This is a genomic window from Bacteroidota bacterium, from assembly GCA_018266755.1.
Lineage (GTDB): Bacteria > Bacteroidota > Ignavibacteria > Palsa-1295 > Palsa-1295 > JAFDZW01.
This window is the reverse complement of sequence record JAFDZW010000001.1, coordinates 493,884-509,067: the sequence shown is the minus strand read 5'-3', so window position 1 is coordinate 509,067 and position 15,184 is coordinate 493,884. Positions and strand designations below refer to the sequence as shown.

At 49.8% G+C, this 15,184-nt stretch carries 7 protein-coding genes; 3 read left to right on the top strand and 4 right to left on the bottom strand.

All coding sequences use genetic code 11. The features are described from left to right. Positions 1–445 precede the first annotated feature (445 nt). The 3 genes from JSS75_02015 to JSS75_02005 all read left to right on the top strand — a co-directional run bounded on the left by JSS75_02015 (position 446) and on the right by JSS75_02005 (position 2,684). Positions 446–1,678 (top strand): NAD(P)/FAD-dependent oxidoreductase, encoded by a 1,233-nt coding sequence (locus JSS75_02015; GenBank protein ID MBS1902464.1) that lies wholly within the window; start codon positions 446–448, stop codon positions 1,676–1,678. Between the two features lie 21 nt (positions 1,679–1,699). After that, positions 1,700–2,008: a TusE/DsrC/DsvC family sulfur relay protein gene (locus tag JSS75_02010; protein ID MBS1902463.1), complete on the top strand. Its 309-nt coding sequence runs from the start codon at positions 1,700–1,702 to the stop codon at positions 2,006–2,008. Positions 2,009–2,153: 145 nt separating this feature from the next. Then, complete coding sequence (locus JSS75_02005) at positions 2,154–2,684, top strand: DsrE/DsrF/DrsH-like family protein (protein ID MBS1902462.1); 531 nt, start codon at positions 2,154–2,156, stop codon at positions 2,682–2,684. A gap of 577 nt (positions 2,685–3,261) precedes the next feature. On the opposite strand, the gene JSS75_02000 is transcribed toward JSS75_02005, so the two are convergent. The 4 genes from JSS75_02000 to JSS75_01985 all read right to left on the bottom strand — a co-directional run bounded on the left by JSS75_02000 (position 3,262) and on the right by JSS75_01985 (position 15,179). Continuing rightward, positions 3,262–5,469, bottom strand: coding sequence for a DEAD/DEAH box helicase (locus JSS75_02000; protein MBS1902461.1), 2,208 nt, complete (start codon positions 5,467–5,469; stop codon positions 3,262–3,264). 12 nt (positions 5,470–5,481) lie between these two features. After that, positions 5,482–6,804 carry an ATP-binding protein gene (locus JSS75_01995; protein MBS1902460.1) on the bottom strand — a complete coding sequence of 441 codons (1,323 nt, stop codon included), beginning with the start codon at positions 6,802–6,804 and terminating at the stop codon, positions 5,482–5,484. Beyond that, positions 6,804–9,794 (bottom strand): TerB N-terminal domain-containing protein, encoded by a 2,991-nt coding sequence (locus JSS75_01990; protein MBS1902459.1) that lies wholly within the window; start codon positions 9,792–9,794, stop codon positions 6,804–6,806. The genes JSS75_01995 and JSS75_01990 overlap by 1 nt, the downstream gene beginning before the upstream one ends. 150 nt (positions 9,795–9,944) lie before the next feature. Further along, the gene (locus JSS75_01985; protein ID MBS1902458.1) at positions 9,945–15,179 is read right to left on the bottom strand and encodes a T9SS type A sorting domain-containing protein; all 5,235 of its coding nucleotides are present in this window, start codon (positions 15,177–15,179) and stop codon (positions 9,945–9,947) included. Between the last annotated feature and the right edge of the window lie 5 nt (positions 15,180–15,184).

The following is a 15,184-nucleotide window of genomic DNA, read 5'->3' as shown; positions in this document are numbered from 1 at the left end:
TACCCGAAGAAAGACCGCCATGGGTTAAAACCCGTGGCTAATTTCCTTCAGTCCTTCGGACGTAACTCAGAGCGTCTGCTTCAGCGGACTGAAAGACAGTAGACCCCGGATCCATCCGGGGGCGGCCGTTGTGGAAACGACCATTGTGTGTTGAAAACTGAAACATTGTTATTCCGTCTCGCTACGAAATAACAAACGAACCAAACGCGATTTGATGCGCCTCCCAGCCTCAAGGATTCACAATGTTTTACTTTCCCAACGGCCATATTTCATTCATGTTATAACCGTTCGTAACCTGTCCGCACCCGCGTAAATTCTTTTGACTTCGAGTTGCGATCTCACGATAAAATTGCCTCTGACGCTTCGCAATCGCATTGGCATCATTATTGGAATATCATCTCTCGTGCGTAGGAGAACATTCACTGATGATTAGGAGAGACAACCAATGAAACGCTTGCTCATTCTCGGTGCAGGTACTGCAGGAACAATGATGGCGAACCACCTCCGCCGGGAGTTGTGGAAGGACGAATGGGCCATCGACATCATTGACGAACGAGAGATTCATTACTACCAGCCCGGCTTCCTCTTTCTACCGTTCGATATCTATCAGCCGGATGAGATCATCAAGACCATCGACGAATTCATCCCCGACGGAGTCAATCGCATTTCGGGGAAGATCGATCGGGTCGATGCAACGAGCAATCTCGTCCGCATGACAGACGGGTCGGCATACCCATACGACGTATTGATCGTCGCCACCGGCTGCAAGATCGCACCGGAAGAGACGCCGGGCATGCTGGGGCCCGAGTGGCACAAGTCCATCTACGACTTCTATACCTTCGAGGGCGCGCTCGCCCTGCGCGACAAACTCCGCGACTGGAAAGGCGGCAAGCTCGTGATGCACATTACCGAGATGCCGATCAAGTGTCCCGTCGCGCCGCTCGAATTCTCGTTTCTGGCAGATTCGTTCTTCAAGCATAAACACATGCGCGACGACGTAAGCATCACGTTCGTCACGCCGCTCTCCGGGGCGTTCACGAAGCCACGGTGCACCGAATCGCTGACACATCTGCTCCACGAGAAAGGCATCGACATCGTCACCGACTTCGCGGTCGAACACATCGATCAGGACCAAAAGAAGCTCTACGATTACGGCGGGAAAGAAGTCGAGTACGATCTGCTGGTCACGATCCCGACGAACAAAGGCGACGAAGTCATGGCCCGCTCGGGGCTCGGTGACGATCTCAACTTCGTGCCGACCAATCGCGCGACACTGCAATCGCTTGCCCACGAGAACATCTTCGTCATTGGCGACGCGTCGAACGTGCCGGCGTCGAAAGCAGGATCGGTCGCTCACTTCGAGGCCGAGATCCTGACCGAGAACATCCTCCGCTACACGCGAGGCGAACCCCTGAAGGAAGAGTTCGACGGACACGCCAACTGCTTCATCGAGACCGGTGAAGGCAAGGCGCTGCTGATCGACTTCAATTACACTCACGAACCGGTCGAAGGCACCTTCCCCTTCCCGGGCGTCGGACCGCTTCGCCTGATGAAGGAAAGCCGCATGAACCACATGGGCAAGATGGCCTTCAAGTGGGTGTACTGGAACATGCTACTCAAAGGGACACACATCCCGTTCGTCTCGGCGACAATGCAGGAAGCCGGAAAGAATTTCTAACCACATCAATCACTGACTACTATGGAAAAGCTCATCGGACATTCGAACGTTACCGTCAATGAAGAAGGCTATCTCGCGAACTTCACGCAGTGGAGCAAAGAGATCGCCGAAGAGATCGCGAAGGAATCGGGCATTGCGCTCACTCCGCGTCACTGGGAAGTGTTGAACTACCTCCAAACCGAATTCAAGCAAGGTCATCCCTTAAGCATCCGTGCCATCGGGAAGAGCGGCGTTGTGGACATCAAAGAGTTCTACGCCCTCTTCCCCGGCGGCCCACTGAAGATCTCGACGAAGATCGCAGGCATCCCGAAACCGGCAAGCTGCCTGTAATAACAGCGTCATTCTGAGCGAAGCGAAGAATCCCTTGAGGATCACCACGAACTTCCCCCCGCACCCGAAGGGATTCTTCGTCGGCCTGCAGCCTTCCTCAGAATGACTGGTAATTGAAACGATTTTTATGTGAAAGGACACGACCATGCCAGATACCCTCAGCCAAATACTCGAACAAACTCAGGTAACCGCTTCGGCGGAATTTCACGGGGAGATCAAGAAGATGATGATCATCCTCTCGAAAGCATCCATCGAGAACGTCTATGCCGCATTCGTGCTCGCCAACGGCGCACGCATGGAAGGCATTGACGCCGAGATCTTCTTCACGTTCTTCGGCCTCGAGGCCATCCACAAGAAGAAACTCGAACATCTCCACGTCGCCACCGTCGGCAACCCGGCGATGCACATGCCGACGATGCTCGGCGGACTGCCCGGCATGGAAGCCCTCGCCACAAGCATGATGATGAAGGAAATGGACAAGCTCGACATCCCGCCGGTGCACGAATTCCTCGACATCCTTAAAGCCTCGGGCGTCAAACTCTGGGCCTGCCGCCTCGCGATGGACATGTTCCACTACAAACCCGAGGACATGTACGACGACCTCGATGGCGTACTGACCGTCGGCGATTTCTACAAAGAAGGTGCCGGCCTCGGCACGCACATGTTGTTTGTCTGATCGCAATACACGAAGACGACTCTCCCCAATCGTGCCACTTCGGTACGATATGGGTCAGTGAATGATGACCAAGCCCCGCGAACGCGGGGCTTGGGGTATATGTCCCAGCGGTTCTCCACGGCCCAATTTCGGTTACTTTACACTTTATCTGCATATAATTCAAGCATATAATTGTGCACACGCACACAACCCCCATAAACGAAAAAGTCCGCCGAGGCGGACTTAGTACACGTGCGGAGCTGCTGCAGATCTTGTCGAATCATAGCACCACAAATATACGAAATGTTGGCATATTTGGCAATAGGCCAACTCCTTATTTTTGAGATTTAACAAAAGAGGCACCTACCAATCGAACTCCCCCGCCCGCCGACGGGTGGGGGTTGGGGGGAGGGGTGTAAAAGTGGGCGACTAAGTGCTTGATTTTGCGCGATTCATGCTGTCGTATTTGTCAATACGCGCGAGTTGTCATGGTTGCTCCTTCTATTACATAAATGCTTGATGCATATATGGTAGGATCACAAAGCATTGATATTTGCGCTCTCTCATGCTTAACGTCAGGAAACAATTCCAAACAAGGTCAAGTCTTGAGCAACAAATTTCTTGACTCCTCAATATCAATAAATCTTGCCGCATATTCTTGATTCAACAGATCCTCATTTAATAAAGAATCGTACTTTTCAATCACCTTATTCACAACGCTACTCGCGAGAATGGTCGGTTGCTCAAATCCAGTGACCACAATTCTCTGTAAGGCATTATTAACAATCTGGGAGTTTGTTTTGGAAATGTATAACGCAAGCCCTTCATTAAAGACTTCGAACCCTAATCGTTTCAACTGAAGCAATATTGTGTTTGCGACAACATCTGAATCCCATAGGAAGAGAAGTACATCCTCTCGCTGCTGCAACATGTTGTTCCCGCCAAGACCATACCTTTGAAAAAAACTCCGCGCCTCTGCAAGCAACACCGTAGCTTTCCGATCAAGAAACGCAGGCACGTCGGCTGATTGATATATAGCGAACATTTCGTTTCGAACCTCTTTTGAGATGGAACTGCCTTCACCTGAAAATACAGGTGGCTTCCCACCTCGCGCATGCTGTACATCAATAATCCTCCTGTCAACATCAATTGATAGTACCTTCCAGCGACGTCCGCTAAATACTATGCAAAGTCCTTCCGAGAGGGTAGTTGAAACCGGAATAGTACCTAGGAGTTTTCCAGAGTTATAGACTTGGTATTCTTGCGGTGTTGTAAACGCTGAGTAGAAGCTATAATGGCTTACGATACGTTCTCCTTTTATCCCAAGAACAATACTACCGTCCGACGATTGAGAAATGATATCAGCAGATCCTAAGCAGCGTAATAGCTCGGAAAATACAGGTTGGTTGATGCTCTGAAACGGTGCATTTAGACTCAGGACCCTCCATAATTCCTGAGCTGTTAAGGAGCCATACTGAGATAGCAATGAGAGAATCTGTTGGATGAGAGTCGAAAGATGGAGCCTCGCATCTTTTGGTTTTTCATACCATCCTTTGATTAGCAGATTCACAAGTGCGATCGACTGAACCAATTGAGGACGTAAACAATCTAATGGAGAGGAGTGCTGGGTGACTTCCTTTTCTTGGATGTATATTCTCATTACGGCCGGTTCGCCACGTCTACCAGATCTTCCAAGTCTCTGTCGCATTGAAGAAACAGAAGGGGGCGTGCCAATTTGTGCGATGCTTTTAACTGAGCCTATATCAATCCCAAGTTCCAATGTCGACGTGCATACCGCCGTCGTAGGTAGCGCTTGCGCTTTAAGACGTTGTTCTACGTCTTCTCGCAAATCCCTCGAAAGAGACCCGTGATGAGGGTAGAATTCATTTGGCACATGTTGTCTCTCCGAAAGTTCTCGGAGTAGATCTGCGTACTGTTCTGTATTAGACCTACTATTTGCAAAAATGAGATTATTTGAGCCACGCAGTGATTTCAGAAGATGTTGAGCTATTTCAATTTTATCACCATAGGCCGATTCTAGGCTGTCGTCGTCTTCATTACTGGCGGTATCAACAAATAAGTTCTCGGGCGCCTTTTCCTTAATTTCGAATCCACGAATCTGCAACTTAATCTCTTGCCCACCCGACTGTGACTCAATGATCGTGGCGCTGCGATTTCTCTCGGGTCGCAGATACTGTGTTGCGAATTCTAAGTCTCCGAGTGTTGCACTCAATGCAATCCTTGGGATCGTCCGTTTAGTCGACACCTCGATTCTTCGAAGCAGCGATTGCAATTGTTTGCCTCGTTCCGAGCCAATAAATGAGTGCAACTCATCAACAACAATATAACTTAACGATTCGAACAGTGTCGGAATACTATGACCTCTATGAACGAATAGAGCCTCCAACGATTCTGGGGTGATAAGTAGGATATTAATAGCATGATTTAATACTTCGTTCTTTCGGGATTGGTTAACGTCACCATGCCATTTCTGAATTGTTACCCCCAATTGGTTGCAGAACAGTTCAAGACGGTCAAATTGATCATTTATCAGTGCTTTTAGGGGACTGATATAAAGGCAGCCGAGTCCTGGGCGAGGGTTGGAACTTAGCGACGATAGTATCGGTAAGAATGCTGCTTCCGTCTTACCCGCAGCCGTTGGTGCAGAGATAACGACATCAGTGTGCTGTACAAGAATCGGTTCAATGGCCTTCTCTTGAATATCTCGAAGGCTACCCCACTCAAGTCGCCATAGTAACTGTTTGACTTTCTCATTCAGAAGCTCAAAACTTGATGATACTTGCATACAAAACAATCATCAAATCTTCAGCGTCATTAATTCGTCGTCTTCATCGGAGGCAACTAATTCGCCATCGCCGAAGTCAAGTTTTGACCCGTCATCTTTATCTATCGCTACTTGGCCTATGAGGTCTTCAACTTTCAATTGAGGGTTCTGTTCCAATACGAATAGCATGTCGACGAAGGCTTTAACTGTGTTACGCGGGGTTCTAAAGTATGCTTCACCGATTCGTTTCGAACAATGTTCCATGAAGGTCTTGATCGCTTCCTCTGGGAAAGTGCTTCGCATGTCAGGAGCTGTATAAAATACCCCTAGGATATTCCTCAGCAATACATACATGTCTTCCTGGCTGAGATTGGCAAGCCGAATGACCGGCGCGCTGTAATCAATTACTCCGGCAGTCTTCGCGAAAGAATTTTCCGCAAGCCGTGACTGGAGTGCCTCATACGAATACAGGCCTTTTCTTGGGTCCATCAAGAATTCAGGTGTACCACACATGAGAAAGAGTAGGCCGGAAGAAAGACCTTGCAAACTATCGTTCAAATAACGTAGGATCTGTTCATAATTAGCGACTCTCGATTTGCTATTGCCAATTTTGAACAGGTTTACCATTTCGTCTAAACCAACCATCAAACCCGAGTAACCGGCAAGACGTACAAAAACAGACATGAGCTTCAGCATATCATAAACGTTGTCGTCATCTACGATCACTCGTACACCGAGTGCTTTTCGCGCGTCTGTTTTTGTCGTGAATTCCGCTCTGAGCCAGCGAATGGCATCCGTTTTTAATTGATCGTTTCCAGTATCGTGTCCTTTCCAATAGCTACTGATCACTGATGCAAAATCATACCCCCCAACCATTTCCATAAGTGCCGCCAGCCGAGCATTGATTATGGAATCGATACTTGCTCCACTCGCACTACTTTCCACCATGGCAGTATTGATAAACTTCTCAACAATACTTTGCATTGCCGCACCATCTGGTTTTGTGCGAGTTGATATGTTCCGCATCAATTCCGTATAAAGACTTCGAGCTTCGCCGCCGGACGCATTGAGGCGACGCTGAGGGTTTAAGTCGGCATGGATCGTGACAAGTCCTTTTTCAAGTGCTATATTACGTACAAGTTGAAGAAAAAAAGTTTTCCCACTTCCGTATTGACCGATAATAAAACGGATTCCAGACCCATTGTCGGTAATCCTGTTAATATCTGCCAACAATGCCTGAATTTCGTTAATGCGTCCAACTTGGATATACTGGATTCCAAGACGCGGGACTACCCCAGCTTTGAGCGACTGTAGTATAGCGTCGCGTTCTTTCGATTTGATATTCTTGAGTAGGATCATGACTGGCGTAATTGTTGTAATAAAGTTTGATTGATAAGAATCAGATCACCGTCATCATCTATTAGTGGCTGTTCAGCAATGATGAAGGAAGCATCATTTATGAGTTCCATTGCTCCATCCGCAAACAAGCCTTCATTCTCACATAATTCCTCAAATTCTTCTCGACTAATCTTGTCTACTTCTGGTAGTGTATATACCAGTTGACTATGCTTTTGGTCAAGGCCCGGTATTACTTTTCGTGAACTGTGTTTTTTTGTTGTTACTGGCACTGCTTCTATTTCATCAACGTCATCAAATACGTCCATGAGCAAACTCTTAACCTGTTTCGTTTCGTCTATTTTTCTCTGTATTTTATTCCTGTCGAGCTTCAGCTCCTTCTCCGTTCCGGGGAGCATGGTTGTCCCAGTAGTGCCAGACAGTGTTGGTTTGGCTGAGGTTAATCCATGACGATCAAGAGCTATCTCGTCACTCTGAAGCTTGGTAATATCTGAGTAGATGTTTTCCGGGTCCTTATTCACCCATGTGTAGACCTTTTGGAGCATTTTGATTTCAGCGGGTTCGATTGCCCCATCTACGGTAGCCGCTTCAATCAAAATCCACATCATGGAATCGGTTTGTTCCGCACTAAGACTCTGAAGCCGCTTCTTCAATTGCGAAATATCTGGCAGCTCAATGGAGAGCCATTCAGTGTAGTGTCGCAATCGCTCCTTTTCTGTCTTGGAAAGATCATGTAACGAAGCTACCCACTCAAGTAAATGTTGCCTTTCGCCCGTATGAAGTGATCGATTACTACTGCTTACGCCGACTGCTAATTGTAGGAAAAGCATAGCAATCTTGTATGGTTCGGAAGCTGTATTTTCCGCAGATGACTCAAGAGAAAATAATACGAAGTGCTTCAGACGCTCGATTTTGTATGGATTGAATCGATAGTCCGGTTCAATCCCTATGCCAGCCTTCCTTAAGAGTTCGGTGATCCCAGTGAGATCCTTCGGCGAAAACTTCCGGCGTGAAGATAGCTTCATTTGCCTGAGTAAGTCGTCTTTCAGTATGACCCCACCTTCCGCATTATGACTTTGCGTCCTACACCATGCTACCACATCTTTGACAGTCTTGTTAGTAATTGCCGCAAATAATTCGTCGGGTAATAGAGCATACCCGAGTATTGATGCCGACTGATCCTTCAACCTTCCGAGATAGCGACTATAGGGGTTTAGCGCGTCTGTACACTCATCAAACAGTGTTTTGATTAGCCCATATTTTTCCTTCTCTTCGCTTACATCAGGGGTTCCAGTTACATTGACTTTTCTTACTCCTCGTAGTGAAGAATTGACACAATTGTATTGGACAGAGAGCCCTTTCAGACGCGATTTGGGTATTTTTATTCCTTCTCCGAACCTTGCTGAATACCGTTCAGAAAACAGCACCTCGAATTCAGCTCTACACCTTTCGAACGGGGTCCTTGTATAATAATTTGGGTTATATGCTACCCATAGCAATGCAAGGTTAGAAGGGATAGGAGTACGATTTCTTACTTGCCAGCCAAGCTGCAACCTTAACGCAAGAGGCAGTTGGTAATCAACATAACTTTTTTGGGATGGCAATTGAAATGGCTCGATCTCATAAATAAGGTTTGTTACTTCTATAAGTTTTCGTAACGTATCGTTGATAGGCCAGACCTCTTCGTATGATTTATAGAGACGTTTCAGCTCGGTGTAGATATGGGCTGCTTCTTCAAGAGCATATTCCTCTCCTCTTAAGTCATTGAGCACTCTTCTTTCTAACCCATTAACAAACAATTTTACATAGGAGACATCAAATGACTTCTTCAGGGGACGACCTTCCGCCAGCCAATTGAGGTAGACTTTCCGTTGAAATGGCGAGAGATGATCGTACGAAGAAAAATAGTGAGAGGAATAAGAAGTTTGATCGCCACGATAATTGCCAATCGGAAGAGTCGGATCAATAAGACTTGGCTCACGCTCGTTGTATGAAAGAGAGGTATACAATTTACCGAAGTATACCATCCCATCATGAATAGTAAATTCGCCAATAGTAAATTTTGTTTTTTTGCCCATCCACTTCACACCCGTATCAGTTGCCGAGGAGACTCGTAACGAGCTGTTGACCTCCTCACCATTGTATGGTGCTCGAATGGAATATGGTTGATCTGAAGTATCATTTTGTTTCAACACTGTCGGAGGAACGTCTCCAGAGACCGACGCATTACTCTCTGTAGCAGGATGTGGTGACAAAACATCCAGATTCAAGTTGACGGGTTCTGTCAAATCCTTTGGGTTCTCAATTCTGTGTGGCTCTATTAAATTCTCATATCCCAAATGCTCTTCTTCCGCCGACCGGGCCGATTCATATTCTGTAGGTATCTCATCGCTCGGATGTAGAATGATCGGAGAGATAAAGTCTTGATTTATCGTTTCCTTGTCGGTTTGTATCCCTTCAGGAAGAATCTCCTCAGATGCTTTTGGTTTCCCCATAACACTTGAAGTATAGCCATCTGTATACAACCGATTAGACTCAGAGCCCGGCTGTTCCAACTCTCGTGACATAGATGATTTGTTGTTGTTATTTACTTCTTCCTGAGTACCCTCCTTATCTTCAACCAACATGGCTTCCGAGTTTAGGACAGGGTGAGGTACATCGTAAGTAATTCTATTGCTGGATCGGACCACGGTGGTTGAAATCGAAATAGCCGACACTGAGTTTACAGTATCCGACAATATTGATTCAGTGGGCACGCTTATGGGATTTGGAGGGCTGCTTATCTGATTGCTTCCTTTGGCTGTACTTGAGCTTTGGACAGACTGCTTTATCAACGTGTCCGATTTTCTATCTTTTGTTCCAAAGATCGTTTCTCCTCTCTTCTTTCCGACGGCAACGTAATAGAGAAACTTCCAGCCAACGTAGACCAATGCCAAGAACCACAAAAGCGCATAAATTGCAGAGCCTGTATCGGTGGGTGTTTGCTTCATTTGTAGTTGAACGATTTCATTATTTTGACAAAACGAGTTCGCATCGCACCAAATCTAAGTATAAATATACGCTTTACAACTGGTATAAATGCAAAGGCCGGGACGCATCAACTCCGTCCCGGCCTCCTCCTTTGTCGGATGCCGAACGGCTTATTTCATCAGTTCAACCTTCCGTGTGACAACTGCATTGCCGCTTTGTACTCGCAGTAAATACGTCCCGCTCGGTAGCTCGCGTCCGTCAAGCGTCAGGCGCAACTCGCCGTTTGCAACGTCGGAGTAGAGCACCTGCATCCGCTTCCCACCGATATCGTAGAGTTCGACCGTCGTCACCGCTTCGACCGGGAGTGTAATGTTTACTGCAGCAGTAAGCGAAAGCGGATTCGGGACGATGGAGACACCGAGCGGTTCAGCCGGAGCGACCGACGGCGGACTCGACGGACGCTTGTACGATGTCAACGGCAGCGAGTCGTTATCTTCGTACTCGATGTAGGCGTGTACGAGACTATCGGTCTGCGACCGTTTGACCTCGAGTGTAATAAATGCACTGTCGGCCGAGCCGGTGTACTGATACCGCGTCGAGCTCGTATCGAGTCCGTAGCCGGGGAAGTTGATCGCCGTCTTGGTGATCCATGCATGTTCCACCGTCCCGATGACCGACGAATCGCGGAAGCTCCGCAGAACCAGATCGAGCGAGAGCGTATCCGTTCCACTCGCGAGCGAGTTCCGAATCACCGTTACGTCGTTGAGGTCGTAGCGTCTTGGCACGAGGATGCTGTCGCCGCTCTGAACGGAGAACGTATCGGAATAGACCTCGATAGGATTCGGGGCGGTGGTCGGCCAGCTCTCGTCGAGGATCGTCGGATCGGTCAGGTCGATCTGCGCCCACGAACGAGCGAGGGCCGGACCGCCGGACTTCTGTACCGTCACGGCCGGCACGACACCGACGATGCTGCTTTTGATCGACGCACACGAGGATGCCCCCGTACTGTCAATCGAGAATTGCAACCGAGATACCATCGGGGCAGTCACTTCGATGTATGGCACCCATCCGTTGGTGATGCGAAGCTGTTTATCGGAGCCGGACGATTGCTCGCCAACAAACACGATCGAACGCGGGACGCTCGATGTATGCGTTCGGTGAGAAATACTATCGGTCGATAGCGCAAGCGACGGGGCGAGTCCCCGCTCCTTAAGTCCGCCGCGTGTCCATCCCCAGAGCCACGATGCGAGGTCCAAACGGTGCGACGAGGGGTTCTGCCACATCACCCGGACATAATCGTGGTTAAGAAAGGGAGTGATCATTACGCCTCTCGGATGCCCGATAACCATGAGATCGCTCGCAGCGAATGCCCGGTTCTCGGCCGTGACGATCGGATAGCGATTGCCGGTCGAAGTGGTATCGGGTTTGAACACCAGGAAACTCCGCGCCCATGAACCCTTCGTGGTGTTGATCGGCTGCGTTCGTGTTTTAAGTACTGGAAACGCCTTCCCATTCGAGGAGTATCTGGGCGTGTTATTAATCTGCGACTCCCACGTGACGTAGTCGTTGATTGATATGTTCGACGGCACCGGAGTAGGCATCCCATTCTTCCATGCTGTCGGTGTATTGTTTTCATACCCGATAGTGGCGATACTCGGGTGCTGATTCGTGCAGTAGCTCGGCAGCCCCTTGGAAATGATCGTCCACCCATCGAGTACCGGAGGAATCGAGTCGATACTCCACTTGATCCGGCGGTAGAGGATATTCCCGGCCTTCTGCCATGCGAGACGAATCGGCCACAAACTGTCGTCAATCGGGCGTGACGCGACGGTCGGGTACTCCGATTTGAGGAAGTCCGTCGTGTCCTTCACGCCGTCCTGAAAGAGATAGGTAAACGGATCGTTGAGCCAGACGACCTGCGTTACGCCTCCTACGGTATCGAGTTTGAATCGGGCTCCAACGATACCGGGGAGTTTCCCGGCCGCAGAGTCCCCGTTAAAGCCAGCCGCTACCATCCAGAGGCTATTCGATGCCGGAGTCAGTACCGGAGTCACTTCCCACAGTCCCGACGAGGTATCGATGGCATTATAGGTGAAGTCTGCGAAACTCGTTATCCATGCGCTGTCGGGATGGCTCTGGTATGCAGCAAAGAGTTGATTGTCTTTCCAGTACACCAGTGCGACCGCCGTGTCGTTACGAGCCACACAGACAGAGGGGCGGGCGCAGTTCGGCCCGTTGTCGAGGAGTGTCTCGCCACCGGTGGCGATATTATCACCGTCGGACTCGATCTGAATCGACGCACTCGCCAGTCCCCGAGAGGCGTTACTAACGTAGAGTTTGCCGCCGCGAGTGTACGTTTCGATTGTACGCGTCCCCTTCATCCGCTCGGCCACACGGCGACCGTTATTGTAGGCGAAGTCGGTTCCAGACGTGGCAGCGCCCGTTGAGGCACGGATGGAGATTCCCGGCTCGAAGTAGAGAAACTTCGCATCGCCCGGTTTGATATACACCGAGAATGCCGAGTCCGGCATGACAAGCCAGTTCGTATCCTTACGCCAGAGATCGTGCACAACATAGTACCGGCTCCGCATCGAGACCGGCATCATGGTCGTATCGATCTTCAGGGTGACTTTCCGAACGTCGATATCGCCGTAGATCGAGCGAGCCCGTTGGCTTTGTTTGTTACTGGCCTCGAACCCCTTGTTAAAGAACAGGCTGTCGTCATCGTCGCGGATCGAGGGGTAGACGCGCGTATTGACGACGATGGCGGCATAGTTCTTTCGGACAGTCGTGACGGAGTCGAAGAAGAGCCCGACCTCGACGAAGGTACGGTTCGCCGAGTCGATGGCGGCCGAGTCGATGAATATTTTACCTCGTCCTCGTTGCCAGAGTTTGACCGACGATGTTGTGAGCACTTTTAGGAAGGCGTTCGCCTCGGTGCTGCTGTCGGCCGTCGAGTAGGTGCTATGGCCAGGAGCGGTTTTGAAATTCGTATACGCTCCGAGCCATGTCATCCGTGCGAGGGTATCGTAGGCCGAATTGATCCTGCTGAAGATGCGGGCAACCGTCCGGAATGTGTTCGAGTATCCGAGGTAATACGCAGGGAATCCACCGTTGACATCGTTGGTGTCGTTGATGAACACGACATGCGCACTGTCGCTGTTGTTACTACCTCGCGCATGTCCGAAATTAAAATCGTGCGACCACCGAAACGTTGACTTACCGCCAAGACTCGACGGCCAGCTCTCGGGGCACAACAATCCCGGTGCATTTCCTCGCATCCCAGCATTGTCGAACCCCTGTGCATCGTTGAACGCAGTGATTCCGTTCGCAAGAGCTCCATACGTGAAGCCGGAGATGGCCTCGGGGAACATGATCTGTTGGTGCCACTCCACATTCTTCGGTAAGAAGACCCACTGATGGGCCACCGAGTCCCAATAGAGTGCCGGTGTTTTCACGTGCCCGTCGGCGATATGCTGTTCTCCCCATGCGGGGATACCAAACTCGACCGAGAATTGCTTTCCTTTCGGATGGGAATGAGCGATAAGAGTCGACTGCCTGAGAGTAGAGTTGAGGAAGTCCAACCCGTTATTCAGGGTATCGAACGCCCGGTACGATTTATATGGGTCGCTGCTCGTGCGGCGGGTATAGAGAACACCCATCGTCGTATCGGCGGTATTCGGCCACGCTAACGCGGGTGCGATCGTGTTGGTATGTCCGTAGTAGACATAATCGCCCGGACAGACGCCGATGTTGTACCATGGGGTGGCGATGTTTTCATACATCGACGGTACTTTCCCATCATAACTGAGCCTCTCACGCCGGTAATGAAGGATGTAATTCCCCATATCCTGCTCGTGGATGTGACTATAGAGGTGGTACTTCGAGCCGAGAAAATCGATGAGGGCGAACGCCGGTTGTGAGTAAGGGTGGAATGGGGCCCATAGGTCGAAAACGAAGCACTCCCAAAGACGGGGCGAAACCGCTGCTGCGATCTGCTTCAATGTGGAATCGAGCACATCGTCGAATCCACCTATAGCGCCGTTCGGCTCGCGCGAATGCGACGTATCCCCGATCATCTTCCGGTAGTAGAACTTGTCAGCCGTCGTATCCTCGAACGCAAGCGAGCGGACTCGGACCGTATCACGGTAAGTCGAAAGGAGTCGAATCTCGAGGATTGGTGCCCGAGTTGTTGAATCGTTCTTCAGGTCCACTAACGTATCCGGGTGGATATAGGATGTGAGAGCATCCGTTCCTCCATTGCCGAATTTTTGGAAGTTATCATCGTTGTTTAACTGTGCATTATCGGCAAGTGACTGGAGTGCCGTCGGCAGTTTCTTGATCAGAAGATGTAACTGCTTGAACGTCCACGAACGGGCCTGTGCACCATTTGCAAGTGTATCCTGGACCCGCCAGTCATCGTCAAGAGAGTTGTAAATACTTTTCGTGATCATCGTGTCGACCAAAACCCACCAGCCTGCATTAGTTTGTTGTGCAAACGTCTTGTACGGCACCATCGGCAATACTGACTGCCCCCCAAACAACGGGAAAGAGGTAGCCCCTGGCTTGAACAATACTTGCAACCGCACCAATGGAAGGCTGTCCGTCGGTCGTCCATTTGCAATCGCCGTGTCGATGCTGTTCGCAACATTAAATACTGCTGTGACTGAGAACCCGCGAGCATAGTCAAAGAACGTGTTCGTGTCGGGGATCTCGTATGGTCGGAGTACGCGACGGTATCCGCCGGGTATCGGGTAAAAATATCGATTGCTCGACTCGATGAACTGACTATGGGCATCACGGATATCGGACATGCCAAGGATCACTCTTCCTTCGTCCCCGTAGTTGACGCGTTGGTCCACTCCGCCATAACGGACGGTATGAAACGTGTCAATAACATAGGCATGCTTCGCCGGGTATAGACTATAGGGCGAGACGTCGTTCGAGTCGTAGGTGTTATTGAATGATCTCGCATCGGGGTTGATCCCGTTTGCGTCGTTATATTTCCACATCAAACCGGTGAAGAATCGGTCGGGGATGCGATACGGAAGTGCATAATACGGGAGTTGCTTGAATCGGGCAACATCCCATGGTGCTGGGGCTATCGTGCTCACACCGGCAGTTGTCGAGCCTGCAATGCTATTACTGAACCCCGGGTTTGCGACGAAAGTACCCCATTCACCGTCCCAGTTGACTCCGAGTGAATCGAGTTGCTTGTGTAACTGTGCGGTATCGGAGGACTGCCATTGTTCGCTACCTCCCATGAACATCATAAATCGAATATTGTGCTTACCCTCCCATCCTTTCGGAACGACGATCTGTGCCAACGATTCCGAAACGAAGATACGCGATATCAGAATAAACAATACTCCCGTTAGGCGCAGTGCGCGATTGATCGTTTTCATGTGTA

Coding starts and splice junctions, on each gene's coding strand:
- JSS75_02015 (MBS1902464.1), top strand. CDS start 446: ATGAAACGCTTGCTCATTCTCGGTGCAGGTACTGCAGGAACAATGATG.
- JSS75_02010 (MBS1902463.1), top strand. CDS start 1,700: ATGGAAAAGCTCATCGGACATTCGAACGTTACCGTCAATGAAGAAGGC.
- JSS75_02005 (MBS1902462.1), top strand. CDS start 2,154: ATGCCAGATACCCTCAGCCAAATACTCGAACAAACTCAGGTAACCGCT.
- JSS75_02000 (MBS1902461.1), bottom strand. CDS start 5,469: ATGCAAGTATCATCAAGTTTTGAGCTTCTGAATGAGAAAGTCAAACAG.
- JSS75_01990 (MBS1902459.1), bottom strand. CDS start 9,794: ATGAAGCAAACACCCACCGATACAGGCTCTGCAATTTATGCGCTTTTG.
- JSS75_01985 (MBS1902458.1), bottom strand. CDS start 15,179: ATGAAAACGATCAATCGCGCACTGCGCCTAACGGGAGTATTGTTTATT.